This is a genomic window from Zarconia sp. (genome assembly GCF_057467645.1).
Window position 1 is genome coordinate 1 of sequence record NZ_JBRJXU010000136.1, and the last position, 24235, is coordinate 24235.

At 52.8% G+C, this 24235-nt stretch carries 19 protein-coding genes and 1 pseudogene; 11 read left to right on the top strand and 9 right to left on the bottom strand.

The window, feature by feature from the left end:
* Positions 1-45 precede the first annotated feature (45 nt).
* The 4 genes from AC2215_RS21070 (at position 46) to AC2215_RS21085 (ending at position 5219) form a co-directional block, all read left to right on the top strand.
* On the top strand, positions 46-951 hold the full coding sequence (locus tag AC2215_RS21070; RefSeq protein WP_486811979.1) for a DUF1822 family protein: 906 nt from the start codon (positions 46-48) through the stop codon (positions 949-951).
* 6 nt (positions 952-957) lie between these two features.
* On the top strand, positions 958-3189 hold the full coding sequence (locus AC2215_RS21075; protein WP_486811980.1) for a CHASE2 domain-containing protein: 2232 nt from the start codon (positions 958-960) through the stop codon (positions 3187-3189).
* Between the two features lie 227 nt (positions 3190-3416).
* Positions 3417-3977: a DUF928 domain-containing protein gene (locus AC2215_RS21080; protein WP_486811981.1), complete on the top strand. Its 561-nt coding sequence runs from the start codon at positions 3417-3419 to the stop codon at positions 3975-3977.
* 474 nt (positions 3978-4451) lie between these two features.
* Positions 4452-5219, top strand: a complete 768-nt coding sequence (locus AC2215_RS21085; protein ID WP_486811982.1) for a Uma2 family endonuclease — start codon at positions 4452-4454, stop codon at positions 5217-5219.
* Positions 5220-5230: 11 nt separating this feature from the next.
* On the opposite strand, the gene AC2215_RS21090 is transcribed toward AC2215_RS21085, so the two are convergent.
* The 9 genes and pseudogenes from AC2215_RS21090 to AC2215_RS21130 all read right to left on the bottom strand — a co-directional run bounded on the left by AC2215_RS21090 (position 5231) and on the right by AC2215_RS21130 (position 16825).
* On the bottom strand, positions 5231-7585 hold the full coding sequence (locus tag AC2215_RS21090) for a CHAT domain-containing protein (RefSeq protein ID WP_486811983.1): 2355 nt from the start codon (positions 7583-7585) through the stop codon (positions 5231-5233).
* A 14-nt stretch (positions 7586-7599) separates the two neighbouring features.
* The gene (locus AC2215_RS21095; protein ID WP_486811984.1) at positions 7600-10023 is read right to left on the bottom strand and encodes a filamentous hemagglutinin N-terminal domain-containing protein; all 2424 of its coding nucleotides are present in this window, start codon (positions 10021-10023) and stop codon (positions 7600-7602) included.
* 300 nt (positions 10024-10323) lie between these two features.
* Entirely contained in the window at positions 10324-11697 is a 1374-nt protein-coding gene (locus tag AC2215_RS21100) for a cytochrome P450 (RefSeq protein WP_486811985.1), read from the bottom strand.
* A 136-nt stretch (positions 11698-11833) separates the two neighbouring features.
* Positions 11834-12209: pseudogene (locus AC2215_RS21105) on the bottom strand (IS630 transposase-related protein); the annotation flags it as partial.
* Positions 12210-12301: 92 nt separating this feature from the next.
* Positions 12302-13804, bottom strand: coding sequence for a relaxase/mobilization nuclease domain-containing protein (locus AC2215_RS21110; RefSeq protein WP_486811986.1), 1503 nt, complete (start codon positions 13802-13804; stop codon positions 12302-12304).
* Positions 13805-13944: 140 nt separating this feature from the next.
* Positions 13945-14313 carry a plasmid mobilization protein gene (locus AC2215_RS21115; protein WP_486811987.1) on the bottom strand — a complete coding sequence of 123 codons (369 nt, stop codon included), beginning with the start codon at positions 14311-14313 and terminating at the stop codon, positions 13945-13947.
* Between the two features lie 173 nt (positions 14314-14486).
* Positions 14487-15209 (bottom strand): sensor histidine kinase, encoded by a 723-nt coding sequence (locus tag AC2215_RS21120; RefSeq protein ID WP_486811988.1) that lies wholly within the window; start codon positions 15207-15209, stop codon positions 14487-14489.
* Between the two features lie 8 nt (positions 15210-15217).
* Positions 15218-15865, bottom strand: a complete 648-nt coding sequence (locus tag AC2215_RS21125; protein ID WP_486811989.1) for a response regulator — start codon at positions 15863-15865, stop codon at positions 15218-15220.
* Positions 15866-15949: 84 nt separating this feature from the next.
* Entirely contained in the window at positions 15950-16825 is an 876-nt protein-coding gene (locus AC2215_RS21130) for a SpoIID/LytB domain-containing protein (RefSeq protein ID WP_486811990.1), read from the bottom strand.
* 47 nt (positions 16826-16872) lie between these two features.
* On the opposite strand from AC2215_RS21130, the gene AC2215_RS21135 reads away from it, so the two are divergent.
* The 7 genes from AC2215_RS21135 to AC2215_RS21165 all read left to right on the top strand — a co-directional run bounded on the left by AC2215_RS21135 (position 16873) and on the right by AC2215_RS21165 (position 24079).
* Positions 16873-17109 (top strand): hypothetical protein, encoded by a 237-nt coding sequence (locus AC2215_RS21135; protein ID WP_486811991.1) that lies wholly within the window; start codon positions 16873-16875, stop codon positions 17107-17109.
* Between the two features lie 631 nt (positions 17110-17740).
* On the top strand, positions 17741-18184 hold the full coding sequence (locus AC2215_RS21140; protein ID WP_486811992.1) for a hypothetical protein: 444 nt from the start codon (positions 17741-17743) through the stop codon (positions 18182-18184).
* Positions 18185-18335: 151 nt separating this feature from the next.
* A complete protein-coding gene (locus tag AC2215_RS21145) occupies positions 18336-19490 on the top strand; it encodes a ParM/StbA family protein (protein WP_486811993.1) in 1155 nt (384 codons plus the stop codon).
* A 432-nt stretch (positions 19491-19922) separates the two neighbouring features.
* Positions 19923-20495, top strand: coding sequence for a hypothetical protein (locus AC2215_RS21150; protein ID WP_486811994.1), 573 nt, complete (start codon positions 19923-19925; stop codon positions 20493-20495).
* A 362-nt stretch (positions 20496-20857) separates the two neighbouring features.
* On the top strand, positions 20858-21790 hold the full coding sequence (locus AC2215_RS21155) for a P-loop NTPase family protein (RefSeq protein ID WP_486811995.1): 933 nt from the start codon (positions 20858-20860) through the stop codon (positions 21788-21790).
* Positions 21791-21802: 12 nt separating this feature from the next.
* On the top strand, positions 21803-22576 hold the full coding sequence (locus tag AC2215_RS21160; RefSeq protein WP_486811996.1) for a DUF6753 family protein: 774 nt from the start codon (positions 21803-21805) through the stop codon (positions 22574-22576).
* 45 nt (positions 22577-22621) lie between these two features.
* Positions 22622-24079, top strand: a complete 1458-nt coding sequence (locus AC2215_RS21165; RefSeq protein ID WP_486811997.1) for a DEAD/DEAH box helicase — start codon at positions 22622-22624, stop codon at positions 24077-24079.
* The last annotated feature ends 156 nt before the right edge of the window (positions 24080-24235 follow it).

Consider the following 24235-nt stretch of genomic DNA (forward strand, 5'->3'; position numbering starts at 1 on the left):
ACCCCACACCCCACACCCCATTCCCTCTTTTGGAGGACATGTCTAGTGAATATTGATATCAACGCCACTATCCTCGAAGCGATCGAATGGTTCAATCGAGAACACCCCGAACGGAAAGTGACCGGAGCCTGGATCGAGGCTCAGGCCAAGGAAAGAGGCGAAAAACTCGCCCAGGCCCAATACTCTCGGTTCAAAAACGGTTGCGATCTCTACCTTTCTAATGCCAGCCTACTCCTATCAATTTTGCCTGACGAGGCGTTTTTGCAAGTCTTGGATCGCTTGAGAAGGCAGCGCTATCCCAAAGAGCCGGTATCCCTTCGAGAATGGCTTTACACCCGGTTTCCTCCAGAATGGAAACTCCCCCGCCAGCTTCAGAAGTCGGAGGTTCGTCGGGGGGGAATCGCGCGCGCCTCGACCGCTCAGTTCAATTCACTCGCATCTCTGGTGGAATCGGGGGACCCGAGTCTGATGGTGCAGGCACTCTCGATTTTGGAAGCCACCGGGCGACCAACTCAACACCAACGCCTTCTCGATACCCTCAAATCCGCAATAACCGAGCGCAGGGAAGACCTCAAGTGGCAAGCTGCATTTGCCCTGGGCGCAGTTCGCCCGGAAGATCCTCAAGCGGGTATCCGGCGAGGAAAGCTACTGCGGTTGGGAACTCTTGAGTTCGTTTTCCTTGTTGGCGTAGTTCCACTCGATTGCAGCCACAGAGCCAGCGGTACGTTAGGGGTGGCTCTGACGCTACAATCGCGGGACCCACTCTACCCACTACCAGCGGATTTGCATTTACTCGTTCTCGACGAGGAAGGACGCGCCAAACTTCAGGGAACCTCCAACGGGCGGGAAAAGTCGATGGCGTTCCGGTTTTCTCCACCCAACGACAGCGAATTTATCGTTCGGCTAAGATTGGGAGAAGGTGCGAGCGAAACCGAACGATTTCGGGTTTAAACGTCAATGCAGGCAATTCTCAAAGTCGGTGCGGGCAACTTCGAGACAGGATTTGGGATCGTCTTACAAATTCGCCGAGACGGAACGATCCGATCTCAAGTTGAAGGTCAATTACCGCCCTGTGCGACATTATTGGAGTCTTACGATCTTTGGAAAATTGGATTCGAGCGAGATGCTCACTCCCGCAATTGGGAGGTGTTCTCCAGCTCGACCGTCGAGACATCATCTTTATCAGGCTCCTTCGCCCGACAGCTTGCCGAGTGCGTCCGAGACTGGCTCAACTCTCCCCTGGAGTCGTGGCAGCGAATTGTCAGACACCTCGAGCGCTCCCTGGCAGCACTCGATTCGGAAAGTCAGTTAATCGTTCAAACCTCAAACCCCGATCTTTGGAAAATTCCCTGGCAAGTGTGGGAAATTTTCGATCGCTATTCTCAACTGACATTGGGATTCGCCCCTCCGGAATTTCACGACCTTCCTCGCCCAGTTCGCCGTTCGGGTGCGGCTCGCATCCTGGGAGTTCTTGGAGACGATACCGACATCAACCTGGCTCCTGATGCTCGAGCGCTCTGGCAACTCAATGCTCGAACGGTTCTGCTGTCTCAACCATCGGGTCGAGAATTCATCCACAGGTTGCGTCAAGGATGGGATATTTTTGTCTTTGCCGGTCACAGTACCGACGAAGGAACCGGAACGCTTCACTTAAGTGGGAATGAATTTCTTGAAGTCGAGCAATTCAGGCACGCTCTGCGCGAAGCGGTCGCCGGAGGATTGCAAATCGCGTTTCTCAATTCCTGCGAAAGTTGGGCATCGATTCAGGCTCTGGCACTCGCAGAAGTTCCCATCGTCATCGCTTGGAAAGAAGCCGTTCGAGATCGCGTCGCCCAAACCTTCTTAAACGGTTGGTTTGAGGAGTACGCGGGAGGACAATCGCTCTACGGGGCTTTCCGAACGGCTAGGCAGCGCTTGGAAGAGTTTACAGATTTACCCGGAGCCTCTTGGCTGCCACTGCTCTACCAACATCCAGAGTTTACCGCCCCAACGTGGAAGGAACTCCAACAATCGAGTTCGTCGCGGTTTCGCCATTGGCAAGGAGCTTTAGTTGCGAGTACCCTCTCAACCCTTGTCGTTCTTGGTTTGCGAGGTCTGGGGATATTGCAAGGTCTCGAACTGGCAACCTACGACTGGATGATGCGCGGATTGCCCTCTCGAACATCGAGTTCTCCAGTATTGGTGGTCAGCGTAGACGAGGGCGATATTCAGTACCAAAACCAGCAAGGCTGGGAGCGACAGGGGTCTCTCTCCGATGAGGCCCTCGAACGACTCATACGAATGCTGGCTCCCCACCAACCCAAAGCCATCGGACTCGACATCCTCCACGATTTTCCCTTCTCGACGACGTTAAAAGATTCGATTGAGACGATTCCATTTATCCCCGTTTGTCGCGTTGGGAACGAAGACTTGCTAAGCGTTCCTCCTCCCCCAGAAATCGATGAAACGCACCTTGGGTTTTCCAACTTCGCGCGCGATCGCGACGATCTGATTCGGCGATACATCATCGGCATGACGGGCGATCGAACTTGTCCCACCAGCTATTCTTTCGCCTTGAGATTGGCTTCGATAACTCTTGGTCAATCCCCCCAACGCAACGAAAACGGAACCTTTTACCTCGGTCGAGCTGCACTCGAGCCTTTAAGCGAACATGCCCTTGGCTACCAAATGCCATCGGAAGAAGCCCTCGGCTACCAGATTTTGCTCGACTATCGCACCCCCCGCACCGTCACCGTTGGACTCCGACAGATTCTCGATGGCACCATCAATGCTGAGGAATTGGGGACACTCGTTAGCGAGCGCATCGTTTTAATTGGGGTCGAAGAAGAGTACAAAGACCGACATCGCACCCCCATTGGACTTTTATCCGGGGTTGAGATTCACGCGATTGCCATCGAACAACTCATCTCCAGTGCCCGAGGCAACCAGACTTTACTGGGATGGTGGCCTCAGTGGATGGAAATTGTTTGGATTGGGGTCTGGGGGGTGGGAACCGGTTTCCTGGCTTCGGTTCTCCACCGACCGAAACTCGTTCTTGCCATCGCAGTCTTCTCACTGACCCTTGCTAGTGGAACCTATTCGATAAGAGGTATTTGGATTCCTTGGCTTCCTCCCATTTTGAGTGCTGGGAGCGCGAGTTGGCTAAGTCGAGCGATTGAAAAATCGAAATTTTTATCCGACACAGATTGAAAAATTTTAATTTTTGCGTAATTATACGGGGATTAGGTTTTCATTCTGAAGTACTCCCCGTATAATTGCTTACAGTTTTATCGCTGACTGATGTGTATCGCTCGCTCTCGGTGAGTCCGAGTGATTTTCCAGCTCGGATTCGCCCACCCAGCCATTGAAATTTCCAACCCGTATTGTTCTGGCGTCTCACCCGAATTGACTCCAAACTTCAAACGTTACCAATAGTCATGCATAGATCTAGCTTCAAAATCCAACTCACATCCCTTGTTCTTGTTGGACTTTCTCTTATTTCCCCAGGTCTTGAAACCCACGCCTCCGAAGAACCGATGGACGATCGAGGTCGTCCCGGACGACAAAGTTCCGGAGATCGGCGGGGAACTTGTCCGCAAACCTCTCAACCCATTCTCGCCGCGATTCCCGAAACCTTTGAAGGTCGAACGGCTCAAGCTCAACCGACCCTGTGGGCATTTTCGCCCTATTCGGAGGTTAGAGGAGAGTTCGTCCTTCAAGACGACAACGATTTCGATGTCGATCGCATTCCTTTGGTCGTGGGCGAACCGGGTTGGGTGCGCCTGCAAACTCAAACGGTTTTAGAACCCGAGCGATGGTATCAGTGGTATTTTAAGGTTTATTGCCAAGAGGGGAAGCCACCGCTATTCGTTCGCGGTTGGATACAGCGAGTCGAATCGAACGACGAGACCGAACTTTGGTACGATCTCGTCGATGAAATTCTGCAACACCAAGATTTGAGGTCTTGGAACGAGTTAGAAGAACTCGGATTGGATTGATAGGGAACGCCCTCGGACTTCGGGTTCTCACACTACAATAGGATAGCCATCAAAAGATAGAATCTATGGTTCGATCCTTGACCCAACCCGTTACCTTTAAAGATTTTATGGCGTGGTATCCGAACGGGGGCGGACGCTACGAACTCCATGATGGGATAATTGTTGAAATGCCAAAGCCCACAGGGAAACATTCCAACGTAAGAGGCTTTTCGATTAGCCTGCATTATTTATGAGGAGTGACGAAAATCCCTCAAATCCTTGCCCACCAAGCAAGCTGACAATTTACTTGAAAAACAGTCTGTTTGCGTGAGGTTCGCTCGAGAACGGGAGCAAGCGCGTTTGGTAAATTATCCAGGTTAGGGAATGACGCCATTATTTCCCCCACTTTTCCCAATTTTCGTCCAACAGCCGAACAAATATTTGCCGTCGCTAGCTCTTAAATTTTTAATTAGACATTTTTAATAGTGTTGGTCAATGCAACCAATCGAGACTTTACCCAAACTTCCCACCACATTACCCGACCACACCCAACTCCCCGAGTCGGACGGTACGTTTGTGAAGAACTTTCAAGAACATCCCCAGAGTCTTCTGCTGACAGACTCTATTTCACCCACGCTGCAACAACTGCACCCCGACGGACAGTATGCCATCGGTCAAGATAGCGGCATTTACTGGCGCTTGACAAACCCCCCCGAACGAGGAGCCGAAGCTCCCGACTGGTTTTACGTTCCCAACGTGCCACCGACTCTCGACGGTCAGATGCGGCGTTCCTACGTTCTCTGGCGGGAAATTGTCGCCCCCCTGATTGTCCTGGAGTTTGTCTCCGGTAGCGGCTCCGAAGAGCGCGATCGAACTCCCTATGAAGGCAAATTCTGGGTGTACGAGCAAGCTATTCGCGTCCCCTTCTACGGCATCTACGAAGTGACCAAAGCCAGTATCGAAGTCTACCGTCTGCTCGATGGGCGCTACAGTTTATTGCTCGCCAACGAGCGGGGACATTACCCGATTCCATCGATGGGAGTCGAACTCGGAATTTGGCAAGGGCAGTATCAAAATGCAGAACTTCCCTGGCTGCGGTGGTGGGATAGTCAGGGAAATTTGCTCTTGACTGGAGAGGAACGAGCCGAGCAAGAAAGCCAGCGGGCCGAGCGAGAAAGCCAACGGGCTGAGGAAATCGAACGAGAGAATGTCCGCTTGCGAGAACAACTCAAAGCATTGGGAGTCGAACCGGAAAACCTTTAATCTCGTAGATCTCAAGGGGTGCCAACCAAGACGAACGCCGACCAAAAAAAGGGATGTTCCCAACCCCGCTCCCGGAGCAAATGGAGTTGCGCTCGACGCAAAGCTTCAGCAGGAGGTTGATGGGTTAGCTCCTGGTAAAATTGCCCCATCAATGTCGATGTCGATTCGTCATCGACCTGCCAAAGCGTAGCCAGAGTCTGTTTGGCTCCAGAACGAGTGGCGACCCCAGCGAGTCCGAGTGCCGCCCGTTCGTCCCCGAGCGCCGTTTCGCAAGCACTGAGGACGAGCAATTCCAGCCCTTGGATACTCGATCGCAGCAACCGTTCCCATTCGTTGAGCTCGAGCAGTTCGTCCCACATTAAGATAAACGTATCTTCGATTGTGGAGCCGAACTGTCCGTGGGTGGCAACGTGCAACACTCGAGGTGCAATCCCGTCGAGCTGTCGGCTCAGTTGGGTGGCCGTAAATTCCTCGTTGGCTAACAACTTGGGTTCGGAGACAACCGACGCAAGAGCTTGCAATTCGTCTTCCACGTGGGGCAACGCACTAAATGTTCGTCCTTCCACTTGGCGAGCGCGACTCAGACCAGCGATCAACGTTTCGTCGGATTCAGAAGGGACGATGGGAGGCTTCACGCTCAGTCCGGGACTCAGAGCAATGGCGTATTCCTCGACCAGATACCGCTCCCCGTCGTGGAGTACGGACATCGGAAGGTTTTTCAACGCACCGTCGAGGACGAAGACCAACCCCTCGACATCCACTAATTCTTCCCTAAAAGGTTCGATGAGTGCCATCGAAAACTGGCGAGCCAACCCTTGTAAATCCCGCAGTCGATCGGGTTCGAGCAGGTATTGCCGCAACTGCTCGATTTGGGATTCGAGTCGGGCGCGTTCGATGGGAGTGGAATGGTGGCTTGCGGCTCCGTCCGGCAGCGATAGAATCACCTCAAGCCGATCGTCGAGTACGATAGCATGGATCGCCGCCGTGGCTGTCGGAATCGATCGAACCGGCTCGGAGTCCAGGCAAGCCGTCCGGAAGAAATTATCCAGTTGCGCCAGTTGCAGGGCTTCGATCGTATCCCTTGCTCGTAGCAGTCGTTCTTGGGTGGGTTCGGACCCAGTTAAAAGCAAATCGATGAGTTCTCGATAGACCGGTTCGACGCGATCGCGAAAGTCAAACCGCAAGTCCGCATCTGTGGCAGCTAAATCCCTGCGCAGAAGTTGGAGGGACTCAACCGCTTGAGTATAAGCGGCAATCGCGTCTCCGAAGCGCCCTCCTGAGCGCCACTGCCGTCCGAGCTGCCACTGCCATTGGTAAGCCAGATCGGTCGCACCGATGGATTGGGCTAGATGTAGAGCCTTCTGGGTCGGTTCGCTTTGTTGGGTTAGCGTCCCCAAATTTCCCAAGGCATAGGAAAGAGCGCGATCGTCTTGAAGTTGGGTGGCTGCCTCAACAGCCGCCTTCAAGATGTCCGGCGAGGCAAGAAACCGTCCGAGCTCCACTCGAGCGAAAATAACCGAACGGCTTGGGGGTAATTCGAGCAAGGGTTCCCAAATGCGTCGAGCCAATTGGGTTGCCTCGGGTTCTGACAAAAGCGGTAGTTGAGACAGTTGCGATCGAATCCGTTCGAGGGGGTCGGTCGTCGCCGAGGCAGCTCGATATCGTTCTATGGCTCGTTGCGGTTGGTTCCTGGCTGCGGCTAGATGTCCCAAACCCAAGGCGATCGCACTCGAGTCGAGTCCCTCAGTTCGAGCCTCCTGGAAAGCGCTCTCCAATAATTCTTCAGCTCGAGCGAGATTTCCCAACTGTCGGTGCAGGTTTCCCAGCCGGGTTTGCAGAGCCACTCGCAGCTCGATATCGCCCGCACTCTCCAAATCTGCTGCCAACCGCTCGGACAAACCTTCAGCTCGATGGTACAGTCCCAAAGATTCGAGGGCGATGAGTTGGTTGAGTCGCGCGAGGGTCGCCCCCATCTCATCTGGAACTTCTAAATAGGCGCTCTCGGCATCTTGCCAGCTTTTGAGAGCGGCATCCGAGGCCCCCAGCTGTAGCTGAATTTGACCTCGGGTATTGAGAACCCGTCCCCACATCTGAGGGGGAGCGTTGTCTCCGAGTCGGTTGAGACTTCGAGTCAGGCTCGCATCCGCCCTTTGGAAATCCCCCAACCTTAGATAGGTCAGCGCCTCGAAGCTTTCGATGAGGGCGAGGTATTCCTTCGAGATGGTGGTATCTTCTTTCGCGTTCTCAAAATGTTGCAGGGCTTCAACGTAACGCCCTTCTCGATAGTCGAGTCGTCCGGATTCCAACTCGCCAAATCGAGCGCTTGCCGACCCCATCCAACTCGACCAAAGCACCCCGAGTGCCATCGGTAGCCATCGCTTTACCAACAATCGGAAACCCCCCTTTCTCGATGGCTGGGGAGATTGTCCGCCGGAGGTGTCGCCGTCAAGACAATTTTTCCCGCATCGTTGACGTACCACCCTTGGGCTTCGACAAGTTCTCGCTCGACCGGTTCGAGGGCGACGGAAACGGGGTCGGCGGCTTCGAGTTCCTCGCGATCGGGAATCCGCCAGTCTTCCAGAACTGGAGCGCTGTATTGGGAACCTGGTTCTGGGGGAATGCCACCGCGCCCAACGTTGACGAACCGACTGGGGCGGCGCTGCGCCAAGCGGCAAACATCTCCAACCAGGAGAGAGGCGGCATCGAGGGGGTCGCTTTGGAGTGCCACCAGTCGGGCTCCGGGGTCGAGGTCGGGTGCGTCCAGTTGCACCGTACCATCGAGTCCGAAGCGGGAACTGGCAGAAATAGCACTGGGGTGATTGGCAAACAGTCCGGGTGTGGTAATTTGAATGTTTCCCCCCACCCCTTCTAAGGCATCAGCAATAATATCGCTTTCTTCTAAAATTAACGCCACATCAAGATCGAGGGTGATATTACCGCCGTTCCCAATCCCCCCGGCTGCCGTTGTAATCTGACTGCCCCTCGAGAGCCAAACGACGTTGCCATCCAGGGAAATGTTACCTCCTCGTCCGGAGGATGTGGCAGCCGTCAAACGACCACCTCGATTCAAGCGAACCATTTGAGCGCGAATATTGAGATTGCCCGCATCTCCCGTTCCTTCGTGGCGAACGGAAATGCTGCTGTTGCCTCCGGAGACTTCCACGCGCGGTGCGATTAACGTCACAGAACCCGAGTCTCCTTCCGGTCTAGCGGGAATCCCCAAAACAACCCGCAGGCTTTCGAGCTCGAATGGCAGGGCGCTCGAGGAAATCACCGTCGGCTCGATTCCCGGTCGCACAACGATCGCCTCGGAGGCGACAATCTCGATATTTCCGGCATCCCCGCCAGAGAAGGTCGAGGAGTCAATGGCGTTGCCCTCCTCGAGAGACAATCGCTCCGTCACAATCCTGAGATCTCCCGCATCTCCATTTCCCACCGTGGCTGTTGTCAGTCCGCCAAACTGATTTCGACCGGTTGGACCGTCCGTTAATTCGATGAGCCCCACTCGAACGAGCAAATCGCCACTGTTTCCTTCCCCTGCCGTCACGCTGCTAATCGAGCCGCCTTCGCGAAGGCTCGCTCGCTCCCCAAAGAGTTCGATATTTCCCGCATTCCCGCTGGCAAAGGCGATCGAGTTGAGGGAACTCAACACGAGAAAATCCTCGGAGACGAAGAACAATCCTTCGATTTCGATCGTCGAACTCTCAACTTGAATGTTGCCGCTTTCTCCACTGCCAAAGGTTCTGGCACTAAACTCCGCTCCATCGCGAATTCCCAAACTTTGTGCAAAAACGAGAATATTACCTCCAGACCCGGAGGCAATGGTGTGGTTGTCGAGGGCTGTCGTCACGGGCACTCCCAGTTCGGTGGAAACACCCGAGAATTCAGCTGTACTCGCTGACACTCGAATATCTCCACCGGGAGCCACCCCTCGATTTTGCGCCACGAGCAAAGAACCACCATTGACATCGAGGCTTCCAGCGTGAATCCCAATGCTGCCACTCGGACTCCCGCTCACATCGAGAGAAGAGCGAGAGAATAGCTCGATCTGACCGGAGCGAACAACTTGGGAGTAATCGAGCTTTCCCCCCTCCCAACTCACAACCCCTTCAAGAACGCTGCCAAGTTGGATGGTTCCACTCTCGGCTCCGAGCTGTCCGCCATCGAGCAGGACATCACCTCCAATTAAGATGAAATCGTTACCGGTCTCGACAGATAATTCACTCGGATTGGGGGGGAAAGCGGGAGGCAATCCCGTATCGGAGATGGGAACCCGAACTTGATGTCCCGAACCGAAGACTTGGATGCGACCCGAGCCGCTACCGTTCCATTGCAATCCAATCGGAACGCCGAGCTCGAGAAGTGGAGGGTCGTTTGGTTCGGTGGCGCTGTAAAAGCCACCGTTGGAAAATAGCAAGCCATCAGCGGTACTGCCGATAAAGGAACCGCCCACCTCCAGACGAGCGTCGCCTCCGAAGACGAGACCGCTGGGGTTGATTAAAAATAGATCGGCACTACCGTTAGAACGTATTAATCCATCGATGTGGGACACTTGCCCTCCCGTGACGCGGGTTACGATGCAATCGACAGTTGGAGGGTTATCGAAATGTACGATTTCCCCAGTTCTGACGTTAAACCGATCGAAACTATGGAATAAGTTACCCCCCGCTCGCTCTCCTCCCGCAACGCGCCGAATATCTGCATCGAAATTAACAACCGAGGGGTTGCCAAGCGTCGCATCGGGAAGAATTTGAGCGATGGCGACCCCACCCAATATTCCCACGATCTCACCGGCTCCTAACATCTTCCACTCTCGCTTCTAAGCCAAAACACATCTTCGTAGGGTATTGCCTACACCCGTTCGCGCCACATCATACATCCAAAATCTCGATCTACCTATAGAACCCATTTGAGATCTCATCCTTGAGCCACAAGCCTTACAGTTAGACCGATTGACCCTTTGTTAGTTGCAAATGACTCGACTCAGGCAGCTCTGTGATGGAGCCACTCGATGAACGACTTCCTTCAAAGCCAGACACTACCGAGAAAGATGTCAAATGGGTTCTATACAGTTTTAATGCCGAACACTGTGATGCGTGACAGCTTAACATCTTCCACTCTCGCGCCAATTCTCCAGAACCATCTTCACTCCTCCTTTGGGGGAGAACGTAAAGCCTCGATGGACTGCACGAATGGGTTTGGGCTCGGCTAAGCGTAACTTGGCGCGACGCAATACGGTCGCTAACACGAGTTTGAACTCGGACTGGGCGAATGCTTGCCCCAAACAGCGATGAGCGCCACCACCAAAGGGAAGATATTCTCCCCGAGAAAATTTTCGTTCCAGAAATCGTTCGGGTCTAAATCGCTCGGGTTCTGGATAAATGTCTTCTCGGTAGTGCGTCGTATAAATGGAGGGAACTAATATGTCGCCCGGTTCAAACTGATAACCCATCACCTCAAACGGTGCTTTCAAGATGCGAACGAAGGAAAACATCAGAATGGGGACGATCCGAAGGGTTTCGCAACATACCGCATTGAGATATGGAAGTTGCACCCAACGATCGGGGAGCGGTTCGACGCCATCGAGTTCGGCAACTAACCGCTCCCTCACTTCGGGATACCGATGAATCCAGTAAAATGCCCAAGCCAGTGACGAGGCAACGGTCTCGTGTCCGGCAAAGAGCAGCGTGACCAGTTCGTCTCGCAATTCGACATCGGACATGACCTGACCTTCCTCATCTCGTGCGGACATCATCAGACTCAGAACATCTTCTCGCTCGGATTGGGGATGGCGGCGACGCTCGGCGATTTCCGCGTAAATCAGCTCGTCTACTCGAGCGAGTTGGCGCGCGAAACGTCCCCAAGGACTCCAACCGCCCAAGTCTTTTTGAAGGAGTGGAAAAAAGACCGTTAGAGATTTCCACGGCGAGAAGAGGGTATCGAGCATTTCCCCAAATAGCTGCCGCAGTCGATCGTAACGAACGCCTCGATCCAAACCGAACACGGCTTGCAATATCACCCGCAAGGTAATTTCTTGCATGGAGAAGCGCATTCTCAACGGTCGCTCGAGGGACCAACCCTCCATCACTTCTTCAGTGGTTTGGCAAATCAGTCTAGCGTAAGAGCGCATCCGTTCGCCGTGAAATGGCGGCATCAGTAACTGGCGCTGACGTCGGTGGCGATCGCCATCGAGCACCATCACCGAATTATCGCCTAAAAACGCATGAATGAACCGAGCGTTGACGTGAGCAGCATCAAACAGAGCCGGATCGGCCTCAAAAATCTCTTGAATGCCTTGGGGGTGGGAAACGATCGTGACTGGGGGGAGTTTAAAAAAACCAACGGTAAAAATATCGCCATATTTGCGTCCCATGGTTCTCCAGTAATCCAAGGGAGCGACAAAAGAACGGAAAGTCTGCCAAAGGGGAAAATCTCGGCTTTGGGGTAGCTGTAACTTGGGAGTCACCTGGGATGTCATTCTGTATGGAAAGATGAATGGGTAATTCGATCGCCATGGTTAGGAATGAGGACAATTGCACCCAGAAGAACTCTTCAGAGTTGATGGTCGGAATCGTCATACTAACCCGAATTTGGCTCGATCTCCAAATTCGAGGGCGTAATTTTTCATCTCTTTGAGAGTAACCGTAGGTTTGTTTTTACGTGTAAATCCGATCTTTTTCAAAGCCCGTGAGATTGTGCGAGAGCTGATGTCTCCCTCCCACAACACCAGCCATCTCCTCTTGAGTGCGATCGCATTCGGTTTGAGCAAATACTCGAAACTTTTCGCAATCCACAATCTTGTGAGTGCTACTCCGGTACTCTCTGGATGAGGGACGAAAATCACCGGTTTGAGCAAATCGCTGTAACCATAAGTTAATCGTGTTACGGCTGATGTTAAAGTACTCACTCGCAACGAAAGCGCTTCATACCGTTGAGTTCGATCGCCTCAATTACTTTCCGGCGTAGATTGCAGCTATATGGTCGAGGCATCACAGATACTCCCAGGTGACAAGACATCCCTATTCTATGTCCGCGCCCAACATGGCGACTGCTATACAATTTAAATGCGCATTAGCTTACGCTCAATCCCAATCCACGGTCGTTTGCCCGACCTGCGATTCATGCAACAAGAGCTGCTGTCGTTCCTGGAAACGGGAAAATTCCCGCACCTCTTCTGCGGGCAACGAAACCGTTCCGACCCACTGTCGGGTTGACTTGTCGTATCGAGCCGCCATTACCGATCCGGCAACGCCTGCCCGTTGGAGAATTAACATTTCTTCATCCCAATACGCAGAATATCGCGTGCCGTCAATACGGTCTTTTTGCAAATGGTGCAGTGCCATCGCCACAACCGGGGCAACGGTTTGTAGGTGTTGGTTTTGGATGCTCTCCTCCAAAGTCCGAAACCACGCGAGATCGGACTCTTCAATCTCAGAGAAATCCTCGGGTTGCCAGCATCCCTCTTGTCGAGTAGCACTGCCGAGCAGCCCCGAGTCTCGTTCCAGGGTTAGGCGATTGCCTTCATGATGTCGAATTAAGGTATAGCAGGCGTTTTGGATTCGATCGCGTCCAACGCACTGAAGATATCGATCGGCAATTTCCACGATCTCCTGAGTCCATTGGAATTGAGGTAGGAATATGGTTTGGGTGACTTTTGGAAATGTTCCGTTTCCCGCTAGCAACACGGATTCTTCAGAGTTTCCCTCGTCTGTTGCCCCTTGCGATTTTACCCGGTCGCCTCGTGCCAACCGCACCAAAGCTGACCCATCCCGTTGGAGATCGAAGTCTACCCCTCGGTACTTTTGCAATCCCGGTAGAGAGTAAGCTCGTCCGAGTTGGCTGCCGCTAAAATGTACCCCTCGATACTCAAAGCTCACCCCAAGGAGCGTGGGATCGCTCCGAGCTTCTTCCCACTTCTCGATCTCAACAGAAAACCGAGGTCGCATCAAAACCTGCTGATGTTGAAGTCTCTCGAACAAAACGCTCAATGTCGGTCGATCCCGAGTAGAGTTGTCGATAAACTGCTGAAGCTGACTGCGGACGATCGGACTTGGAGGCGTCAAACGCTTGCCGCTTTCGTATTCGAGCTGTTCGTGGCGAATTCGTCGAATTTGTCCGGTAGTGGATGAACGCCGTTCTAGATCGCGATCGTGGGAACTCAAGTGATATTCATCTTCCAACTCCAAGAGAATCTGTTGGGTTCGTCGATAATCCGAGCTATCGGAAACACATTTCCCATCGAACCCAACGCGATTGGCAATGATATGAATGTGGTCGTGTTCCGTGTCGGCGTGTCGCACCACCAGATATTGATGATTCGAGAATCCCATTTTTTCGAGATAGCGCTGGGAAATACTGCGCCACTGTTCGTCCCAAAGCCATTCGGGAGGAGGTAGGGCGAGGGAAACGTGGTAAACGGGTTTTTGGGTTCGATCGCCGAGTGCTGCCACATCCTGAAATTCTGAAGCGAGTTCCCTTGCATCTTCGCCGATGGTATTCCCTCCCAAAACTGTGGCTCGGGCTTTTCGGGTTGTGTAATGCAAGCAATTGTAAAAGTTTTGACCTTTGCGAATTTTAGCCAGCACTGGAGTTTGGGGTGTAAGCTGCTACGCATCTGATTTACTATTTTTGACTGATGCTCCGGACGCTCCAGAGGGGGAGACAGGTCGAGGGATTGAGCATTTTTACCTTGTGTTTTGCTCTCCGGTGTCTCCCCGTCTTCAATCTAAGAGCGGGGAATTTGCGCGATTTGATGTCTGAGTTCGGTGAGTGTTGCGGGCAGTTGTTGAAGTAAGACGGTCAGTTGTGCGAGTTCTGATGTGTCCGGAGTGGCTGTGTGCGATAGGTAGCGCCGAATCTGGATCAGGTGACTGCCAATTTCTCCAAGTTTCGTGTAAGTGACGCAGAGTTCTTGCCAAGAAATGGGTCGTTGCAAAGCTTGTCGTCGTATGTATTCAGAGTCAGACAAACCACATTCTTCGGCAGAATTTCGGACGATCGCCTTTTCCGTTTCAGTCAAATTGACAGATATTCGGCGATCGCGTTTCTCGGTTTTAGAAGACTTTAAGTTGACCATATTGAAGATAGCTATCATCAATCACTTATAGCAACCGCCAGGGTGGGCGAAGGGGCAGACAACGCCAGACAATTGTGTCATTAACCCGTGGTCTTTCCTCCCAACGGTCGGCGTTCCCTTGCGTCTTGCGCGCCCTGCTCCGGTCCGATCGCTGCCCACGGTCACTTGTGTCAATCGCGATATGGCGACTGCTATACCTTTTCTTGGACGGGTGCGAAACACGGACGAAGCCGACCGGGTCCGGGATTTGCGCTTAACGGTAGCCGAACAGTGAAATTCGTGCCTCGACCGGGAACGGAACGACAGGAAATCGTTCCCCCATGAGATTCGACAATCTGTTGGCACAAATACAATCCCAAACCCGTTCCCGACCCAGGGCAATCACCCGTTTCCAAACGTTTAAATACCCGTTGTTGGGTCAGCTCATCCATCCCGCAGCCCGTATCTTCTATCTCCACAATTGCCCAGGTCCCATGGCATTGGGAGCGAATTTCAATTTTTCCGCTCTGGGTAAACTCGAGCGCATTCCCCAACAAGTTAGCAAAAACACGATACAGTGCGCTGTTATTGCCAAGTACGAATTGTTCGGTCATCCTTAAATCCACCGAGAATCTCACTTCATCTGGGACTAAAATTCGATATTCTCGTGCGACCGACACGAGCATTGAATCGAGATCCACTTCCCGTTGAGTGTTGGATGTGATGGGCCCGAGCGGCAACAAGTTCTGCACCATTTCCAGCAAGCGCGTGTGAGAACCTTGGAGGGTGCGGATAATATCGAGAGCTTCGGACGAGAGTTCCCCGAAATCTCCCTTTTCGAGAAGTTGCAGGAGTTGACGACCAATTCTCAGCGGTGCGACCAAGTCATGGCTTAAATGCTCGATTTCCTGTTTGAGTATCGGGGTCGTTTCCATTGTTTCTCCTAAATTAATTGTTCTTGAAAGGCCACCGCAACGGCTTGCGTGCGATCGCGGCAAGTTAACTTGCTCAAAATATGACTGACGTGAGATTTGACGGTGGAGACGCTAACGTACAACATTCGCGCGATCTCGGGATTCTTAAACCCATTCGAGATTAACGACAAGATTTGACGTTCTCGCTCGGTCAAAATCGAGCGGGTTTGCTGGCGCACGCAAAGACCTCGACTCCCAACTCGATCGACCAAATAGCGAGCCACCGTCGGATCGAGAAAGCACTCTCCCAACAGGGTCGCCTCGATGGCTCTCGATAGCAAATCCACATCCAAGGATTTGGTGCAATAAGAACGAACTCCCGCCTGTAAGGCTGTCAAAACCTTTTCTTGTGAGTCCCACATCGAAAACACTAAGATTCGACTTTGGGCGGAACGAGCGACCAGCTCTTTGGCAAATTCAAGTCCGTTGCCATCGGGCAGTTCGATATCGACTAACGTTAAGTCCGGTCGGGTTTCGAGCCATCGCTCTCGGGCCGTCGCAATTGTCGAACAGATTCCTGCAATTTCCCAAGCACGCTCCCGACCGAGCCGACTCAGAAGCAAACGCAAACCCGTTTGGGCGAGCGGCTCGTCTTCAAGAATCAAGATCTTTTTCATCACCAAAACCCTCAAACCTCTTTGGGCATCGATTTTGGCATAAACTTAAAAACCAATCAATATTTAATTAACAAAAATTACGATTTAGTCATTATCAGGAGCAAAGTCGAACTCAGATAAATAAGTGCCGGGGTAGTAGTGTTGCAAAATTGAGTTGTACGACCATCGGGCATCGGCAAGAGTTCTGGCACCATACTGACTCAAGCCAATCCCATGACCCCACCCAATTCCAGGAGGACATTCCCGATAGCCAGCATCGTAATCCGGTACGCTAGTGAGATAAGAAATGGGTTGAGTTCCCCAAACGTCTGAGATGGCTCGCGTTCTTCCTCCGCTGCAAGCGCTATAGAAGGTAGCAGCAATCTTTCCTTCAAAAGCCACCACAAGACCTCGGGTAGATTCTACGGCGACTCGGGTACTGTCCGTTTCTGCCTCAACTCCTCGATAAACTTGATATCTGTCGGTACTGCCCAAATCAAAGTCGGACGAGGAGCTATTTTCTCGCTCGTAAAGAGCGTAAGTTCTCGCAGCTACAGCTTGAGACTTCAGAGCTTCGATACCCCACGAGGAATTCATTTCCGACCCAACAACGCTATAAAGATATTCTTCGAGATCGACGTGATTCACAGCTAGTATCCTCTCGGATGTGGCAATCAATTGTAGGCGACCGCGATACCAACGTCCTTCAACCCAAATCAGAGGTGGCTCGTCAATGGGTTCGATCCACAGTTCTCCAATGCGAGAAAGGGAACTCTTAGCCCCAATCGGTAACGAACTCCCCTCTGGAATGCGAGCGATGGGATTACCCCAACGATCTGACACCACGGCCTCTTGTGCCGCGCCCACTTCAATCTCGCTTCCGGTGGCGATCGATACGCGCAGCGTTAATGCAGTCCCACTTTGGATTTGGACGAGTCCAAACCAAACAACAGACAACAGACCCACGAATTTTGCTTTCATGTTTTACGACCTCCTCGAACCTGAATGAGGGCACCGTCAATTGATGGATGAACCCGCACGTAGAGCTGACTGAAGAAGCACAAATCAACGATTGGCAAAAGGTTTTCATCTCAACGGATGCTGCCACATTCTTGCTCGACGGTTTCCAAATCCTTGCATCTAGAGCCCAACCCAGCTTGGCAGGCTTGGGCAATTTTGGAAAAGCCGGGTTGGTGGATTGCCCCATTCCCCATTCATTAAAGATCGGCTTTCAATTTCCCACATCAGTCAGTCAGACAATTTAACCTTGGTTCGGAACAAGACCGTTTCGAGCTCGTTGATAACAAGTTAAGGTTGTGTGCCGCTTGTCAAGGAGAACGGGAATCGAGGAATGGGGCATGGGGAATGGAGTCGCAGCTCATGGGTGACAAGTTAAGTTTGTATTCACTTTGTCAACCGTCCAGTAATCGACCGAAAACCCAGAATTGGGAGGTCTCCCCCCAACCCTCCGCCTCCGGCTGCGCCCCCCGATGGGGGACGGACGCCTCCCCCATCCCTCCGCCTTCTGCTCCCCCCCCTGCGTACAAGAGTCGAATCGCTCGAAGCGATATTTGGAAGACAGTTCGGCTATTCAAGCCGGTCGAGTTGACTGCCGACAAAATTGCTTAACTTGTCACTAACGATCGCAGCTCGGAAGCGCAAATTCTCCGACCGTGGCTTTACCAATTCCTACACTGACCCCGAAGCGACACCGCCTCCCCACTACTCGAAAATCTTTCACCCGGACTGGCGTAATTCAACCCAATCCAACTCGTAGAAAAAATAGCCAGTTGACCGATAGGCACACCCAAAAGATTTCCCTAAAGTACTTTATCGTAAGCCCGCCAAAACAATCGGTAGCTTGGCTCAAAAGATTGAATTGAGAATTAAAAGCTTATGCAAGTTAGGCAGAAACGACACCACCCATCAGGCAGAATTTATCAACTCGACGAGCGGGTGACGTACTTGAGGGTTTTATGGAAAAGCATCTGTTTGAATGCCTACCGCCACCCCTGGGGAACTTTTTGTTTTTCTGCGATCGCTCTAACTCAACCGTTGGGGTTGAACCCGAATTCGGTCGCTCGATTTTTATCAGTTCGTAGAACTCGCTTGAAATGTTGTCAGGACTTTCGGTTAGAAGACCAACCCCGTATCTGGGTAGAGGAGAGTCCGACCGTAGAATCGATCGTTCCCATTCCTCTTGCCGTTGCCCGTGCCTTTTGGAGTTATTGGAGCGGGCGCGGTTTGTCCAAAGCCACCGTGCTCGCCCGAGGATTGGAAACCGGGGAGCTGGTCGTTCACTTAAATCGCGCGTTTTTTGTCCGAAACCTCAAGGGGTGACAAGGTGAATAAAACCTATGGAGAGCAAGCTTTTGGACCTTTGATGTCTAGTGTGTTGTCACCCCGTCCAACCCGAAATCAAGAACTTGAAGTAAGTTGTTCGGTCTTTTTGAGTCACATCCCGAACGTATTCAATTGAGGAAATTTTGTCATGGAAAGACCAGATGCTGTTGCAACTATCGATTTTGGCTCGAGTTTGACTCGGGCGAATGCCGTTCGGAGCGATCGTCCGGGTACGCAGGAGTACATCACGGTTTTAATGGCTCCGGAAGTCGCCATTGTAGACCCCGAAGAAATTGCTGACGATTGGTCGATGGAATTAATGGGACCGGTTCGACCGGAAAATCGCGCTTGGGTAAAGACACCCGATGGTTACGCGGTGGTGGGGAAAATTGCCAAAACTCAGTTTTTCGCCAATTCGGGACTAGCCGAACTTAAGTACGAACGGGCCATTGCTAAGACCCTTGCCATGGTGTGGGCGATCTCGCAGCGATTGGATTTACCCAACCGCTTCACCTTGGCGCTATCGGTACTGTTACCGGGGGGCGAACTTACCGATGGCGAAAGGCTGCGAAAATCCATTAAGTCAGCACTGCGCTCTTTTGAAACCCCCAGCGGAAAACTGCGGGTCAAGTTGGTGAGTTTCTTAAGCCAGCCAGAAGGATATGGGTTGTGTCTGATTCACGCCGGACAACAAACAATGGCTTCCCTAGAGTCTCCAGTGGCTGCGGTGATGATGGGTTTTCGGAATGCTTCGATTTTACCCATCTGCTCCCAAGCCATCGAGCAAGGCTTTTCCTCAAATCTCGGCTTCATCCGCATGGTGGAAGCGGCTGTGAAGAAAACGAGCGGACTTCAACTCGACCGCATGACCGAAGCCATCGTCAAAGCGGGTTATCCCATTGAAGAGGAGGCGTTGTTCGAGTTTGCTTGCTCCCGTTCGGAAGTCGGTCGCGCCCAGGATGTGGAACGCATGGTAAAAGCCATCGAATCATCGCGACGCCAGTATTTTCGGTCTTTAGTCAGTTGGCTCGACAATACTTTACCAATGGGAACCCAAGACATCCTCTTTGGTGGGGGAACGGCAGCTTACTTCCAAGCCGAACTCCAAGAATACTACCAAACCCGGAAAGGGTTGACTTTGTGGTGGCACGGTGGGATTCAAATTCCCCCCCATCTCATCCAAGACATCTCCCTCGAACGGTTGGCGGATTGCTATTGTCTGTTCTTGTACTACCTCAAGAAAATTCAGAGCGCAACGAGTCAGATCGTCAGTGAATCTCCGCCGCACCCGTTCGCTAGTTAAACGATACCGTTGTTGAACTTTTCGCCAATTTTTCGCCTCATTTGAACCGAACTCGAAATGTGAGGCTCTCTCGAACTCTGCTGCAATTTGACATACCTTGCTGCAAATCATGCAGCATCTGACCCCATCGGGAAAACGACTCAGGCACGACCCGGACACGACCTGGGAACGACTCGGACACGGCCTGGACACGACCCGGACGCGACTTAGACCCAATAATGATGCCTAATGAACCGATTTGGAGTCAACTCATGGGGTCAACTGCCACTCCCCAATGACCCAGGCACGACCCGGACACGACCTGGGAACGACTCGGACACGACCTGGGAACGACCCGGACACGACCCGGACACGACCCAACAAGCCTCCAATTCAAAAGAAATGTAAAGCTGCCACTCGCCCAAAAAAAATTCTCCAAGGGAGTTACTTGTCATGAAAACCCACCACAAAGTGAAAGACAATCAACCGACAAGAATACAGTTTTCATCGCAATGCGAGCGAGAAGCTCGCATTTTGGAATATTGCAAATCCGGAAACCAATTACGGCTTCGCCATCTGGTCTCATCAGCCTTAGCAGGCTACTACGCTCCCCAAGCTTTAGAAGATTCTGGAGCCAGTCCGCAAGAAATTGGAGAAGCGGCTTGGAATTCAATCCAACAGCTCTACATTCAAATGATGGCGCTTCAATCTAAATACGCCGACCCGTTGCAAGAATACTTCGACAGTTTACCCTGCGGGGTTTTCCCCTTTCCCGTTTCCCCACTCAGTTCCGACGAAATTGCTAACCCCCGCCCTCCCATCTCGAGCTCGCATTCAGTGAGTCCGACTCCCTCTCCGGTCGGAGAAAACGGGGATTCAACGGTCTCCCCCTCAGACAATCGCTCCCAGTTCGACCCACTACCCATGAGCGAGGAAAAAGAGCAAATGCTCGATCGAATGTTTGGCTTTAACAACTTATATGCAGAGGATGACGATGACGATGACGATAAGAACCAGGAGGATTAAAGCTCGAATTTCTCGTACCGTTGGCTTCCTATAGCAACCTTCATAGATATAGCAGTCGTCAGCGACGTGTTTGACATTTGTACCATTCGCGTGCCATCCGCTCGGGGTCTTGCTCAAGACTGCTCAAGACTGCTTCCTCAGCTCCCCAACGGTCGGCGTTCCCTTGCTAGGTCGGCATTCCCTTGCGTCTTTCGCCGACGCGGGGTCCGACCTCTTGCTGCCCCCTAGGGGTCCGAACTCTTGCGCGCCCCGCTCCGGTCCGACCGCTGCTCACCCTCACGATGTCCCCGCTCCCCAAGCGCGGTTGCTATAGCTATAGGCGCTCCCAAATTCACGTTCCCACGATCCAATTCGGAGATTTCATGAAAATTCACTTCATTGATGGAGAAAAAGGTGGCATCGGCAAGTCCTTATTTTCCAAGGTCTTGGTCGAATATTGCCTCAAAGTCGAATATCCCTTTGCCCTCATCGATACCGATCGCACTAACCCAGATGTTTACAATGCCTACTCTACTCGCTGCCATGGCGAATTGGGAACCTTCAGCGAAGACCCGAGCCAAGTCAATCTCGCCGACGGAATTATCGAACGGGTGATGGAAGGGCAAAACGTCCTGGTCAACCTCCCCGCTCAGATTTATACGATTACCAAGGGATGGCTCGAGCAAACGGGGGTCCTCGATGCCCAATTCCAACAGGCGCTACTCGAAGACTGCTCCTTGGAAGAGGTCGAATTACCCGAACTCTTAGAAGCGGAACTGGGTCACTTTTCCGGGGAAGAAAAACAAGAGGTCACCCTCGGTGCGGCACCGGAAGCTCGCTCGGGTCGCAGCCGAAAATCCAAAAAAGCCAAAACCCAATTCGATGGAACTCTAGAATTTGTCAAATGGTTCGTTTGCACTGGGGAACCCGACAGCGTGGCCCTGTTACAGCGCTCTTTGCAAGATTGGGGTGAGAAGATGACCCACGTGATTGTCAAAAATCACGGGGCGACGGAACGACCGGACTTTTCCGGACTCGAAACTGGAGAAGTCGCCCAGCTAGCCATCAAGTTTCCCACCCGACAGTTGGATTTCCCCAAGCTGCTTCTGGGAACGGGGCGAGGCAAGTTTCTGAGCCTGTTCAAGCATCGCTCCATGCAAGAAGCCGTATCGACGAAAGCGGCGGGATGGACGGTGATGGATCGCCAGCGGGTCAGCAGTTTTCTCAAAGCCAGCCATCGGGAAATCTCAAGGGTCGAAATGCTTCCCCCCCTGGAGTCGAAACCAGCAGGGAAAAAGTCTAAGTCAGCCACCTAGGAGATTCTAGCAATGACTGGCATAACACCCGAGCGACCCCGACTTCAATTAACCGACGAACCCCATCGCCTGTTCGACTTGGTTTGCCAGGGCAAGTCCGACTCGTTTAAAGCCAAACTCCTGGAAATCATGAGGCTGACGGGTATCGAGGAGAGCGATCCCCTCTTTATCTTGCTCGCGGCCACGGGCAGATTAGAGTTACTGCTTGAGGAAGTTCCCCAACAGTTCGACGAAAAACTCAAGTGCCTCACCCGCGAGTTTGAAGCCCGCGAGCAAGTTCTCGATGCCTACAGCGACGGGTTGGAAAAAAAATTCCGACAAACCTTCATTGAGGCCGTCAAACTCGAACTCAAAGATCTTGAGGGAAAGTACCAGCAAAAGGTAGAACTGGAACTCGAGGAACTTCAAGCCCAGCAAGAACGAGCCACTCAAAAACCGACACTCCCAACGGCTCAGATTCTGGTCGCCGGTTCTGCGGCGGTTTTATTCTTACTCGTGGGCGGAGCGCTCGGGGTGAAGTTGGGGTATCAACTCGCCACTCCCAATGTCACCGCTGGGGAACTCGTGGCACAGCTCGACCCTACCGGACCCCGGCAGCTCACCCTCGAAGAAGCTGCTGCCCTCGATTGGCTCGAGAGCGAAGAAGGGAGGCAAGTGCGGCAACTGTGGGAACTTAACAAAGGAACGGTGGAAGTTTGCCGCCATCACACCCGCCAACTCGAGGGGAAGTGCGCCATTATTATCGACCCCAGTCGGGTTCCCCAAAAGCACCAGGAGGTGGAATAGTGGCTCCCCAACTACGAGATTTTCACCGAGAAAGTCCGCCAAGAGGTGTACCAGCACGTTCGCCAAGGTCAGTGCCGAATTCTCATCGTGGCAGCAACCGGAGCGGGAAAAACCATTATGACCGCTCAGATGGTAGCCGATGCAGTGAGTCGGGGTCGCACGGTGGGGTTTGTCGTTCACCGAGATCTTCTCATCCACCAGACCCTCGATAAGTTTTCAAGGTGGGAACTCGATTGTGGAATTCTCGCCGGAGGATACGAGGAACATCGCACTCGTCCGGTACAGGTCATCTCCGTTCAAACCCTTTGCGTTCGGAATGTAGATTGGTTTTGGCAGCGTTGCGGGTTGCTCATCCTCGATGAATGTCACCTCAGTGCTTTCGCCGCTCCCATTCGCACCATTTTAGAGAACGCACCCCGGCTTCTGGTTATCGGCGTGACGGCCACTCCCTGGCGGTTAAATCCCAAGGAAGGATTGGGGGATTGGTTCTCGACAGTGGTGCGAGCGCCCATGCCCGGAGAACTCATCGACAAAGGCTACCTCTGCAAGCCCATCTACTATAGCTTCGAGAAACAACACAAAGTCGATTGCCAATCCCCAGAAGCCCTCTGGAGGGCAGTCGCCCAGTGGAAGCGACTGGGATTCGGACGGCGGACGATCGCTTTTGCCTCTAACGTCGAAAGTGCCCGCGCCATCGCCCGCGCCTTCGAGAAGGGAGGGATTCGAGCTGCGTCGGTAGATGGCTCGATGTCCCCCAGACAACGAGAGAAATACTACCAACAACTGAGAACGGGTGAGTTAACGGTGCTCACCAGTTGCGAAGCACTCGCAGAAGGGTTCGACTGTCCTCCCGTCTCCTGCATTCTCTTAATGCGTCGCACCCGAAGCCGAGCCAAGTTAGTGCAGCAAATCGGGCGAGGACTGCGCCTGTCGCCCGAAACGGAGAAAACCGACTGTGTCATCCTCGATTGCGTGGGGGCGATTTCCCATTTTGGGTTCCTCGAGGACGTGCGCGAGGTGGATTTGGAACTCGGACGCGACCCTCAACCTGGTGCGGTTCCCCTAAAAGTTTGCCCCGAATCTGATGGCGGGTGTGGTGCTCTCATGCGAGGATTCGAGTTGGAATGCCCGAGGTGTCGGTATCGATTCGAGTCCGTCACCGTTCCCCCCATCTCAGAACTGACGTTGATGTTGCCCGAATCTGACCTGCCGAAATTCCGGCAATATCGCGTTTGGGTCCGGCAGGCTTATCAAAAGGGCTATTCTCCCGTTTGGGCCGCTCATCAGTTTATCGATACCTATGGTGGTGCATATCCCCCACAATCCTGGCGGTTGGGTGCGGTCTTTGGAGTCCATCCCACTCCCACGGCTCGTCAAATTTACCGAGGGTATTTAGAACGAGTGGCACAGCGAGGAGATAAGAGCCGAAGGTGGCTAGAGCGCCAGATGGTGATGGAATTCGGTCAGCTCGGTCAAGGGGAACAGACCTGTGTCTCGGTGTAGCACGATGCATATATATAGTATTCAAGCTCGTGTTTGACATCGCGAGGGTGAGCAGGCGTTGCTGGGGGACCTGGGGAGCCTTTCAAGTGAAGGTTTTTTAGATTCCGGTGGATGTGAGCTGGGGGAGAAAGACCCTGGGAAAAATTCAGGAGTGTC

What these genes read in the sequence shown, in the direction of transcription:
- AC2215_RS21145 (WP_486811993.1), top strand. Translation starts at nt 18,336, where the DNA reads ATGGAAAGACCAGATGCTGTTGCAACTATCGATTTTGGCTCGAGTTTG.
- AC2215_RS21135 (WP_486811991.1), top strand. Translation starts at nt 16,873, where the DNA reads ATGAACCCGCACGTAGAGCTGACTGAAGAAGCACAAATCAACGATTGG.
- AC2215_RS21115 (WP_486811987.1), bottom strand. Translation starts at nt 14,313, where the DNA reads ATGATAGCTATCTTCAATATGGTCAACTTAAAGTCTTCTAAAACCGAG.
- AC2215_RS21155 (WP_486811995.1), top strand. Translation starts at nt 20,858, where the DNA reads ATGAAAATTCACTTCATTGATGGAGAAAAAGGTGGCATCGGCAAGTCC.
- AC2215_RS21085 (WP_486811982.1), top strand. Translation starts at nt 4,452, where the DNA reads ATGCAACCAATCGAGACTTTACCCAAACTTCCCACCACATTACCCGAC.
- AC2215_RS21130 (WP_486811990.1), bottom strand. Translation starts at nt 16,825, where the DNA reads ATGAAAGCAAAATTCGTGGGTCTGTTGTCTGTTGTTTGGTTTGGACTC.
- AC2215_RS21075 (WP_486811980.1), top strand. Translation starts at nt 958, where the DNA reads ATGCAGGCAATTCTCAAAGTCGGTGCGGGCAACTTCGAGACAGGATTT.
- AC2215_RS21080 (WP_486811981.1), top strand. Translation starts at nt 3,417, where the DNA reads ATGCATAGATCTAGCTTCAAAATCCAACTCACATCCCTTGTTCTTGTT.
- AC2215_RS21125 (WP_486811989.1), bottom strand. Translation starts at nt 15,865, where the DNA reads ATGAAAAAGATCTTGATTCTTGAAGACGAGCCGCTCGCCCAAACGGGT.
- AC2215_RS21140 (WP_486811992.1), top strand. Translation starts at nt 17,741, where the DNA reads ATGCAAGTTAGGCAGAAACGACACCACCCATCAGGCAGAATTTATCAA.
- AC2215_RS21095 (WP_486811984.1), bottom strand. Translation starts at nt 10,023, where the DNA reads ATGTTAGGAGCCGGTGAGATCGTGGGAATATTGGGTGGGGTCGCCATC.
- AC2215_RS21100 (WP_486811985.1), bottom strand. Translation starts at nt 11,697, where the DNA reads ATGACATCCCAGGTGACTCCCAAGTTACAGCTACCCCAAAGCCGAGAT.
- AC2215_RS21150 (WP_486811994.1), top strand. Translation starts at nt 19,923, where the DNA reads ATGAAAACCCACCACAAAGTGAAAGACAATCAACCGACAAGAATACAG.
- AC2215_RS21120 (WP_486811988.1), bottom strand. Translation starts at nt 15,209, where the DNA reads ATGGAAACGACCCCGATACTCAAACAGGAAATCGAGCATTTAAGCCAT.
- AC2215_RS21090 (WP_486811983.1), bottom strand. Translation starts at nt 7,585, where the DNA reads ATGGCACTCGGGGTGCTTTGGTCGAGTTGGATGGGGTCGGCAAGCGCT.
- AC2215_RS21160 (WP_486811996.1), top strand. Translation starts at nt 21,803, where the DNA reads ATGACTGGCATAACACCCGAGCGACCCCGACTTCAATTAACCGACGAA.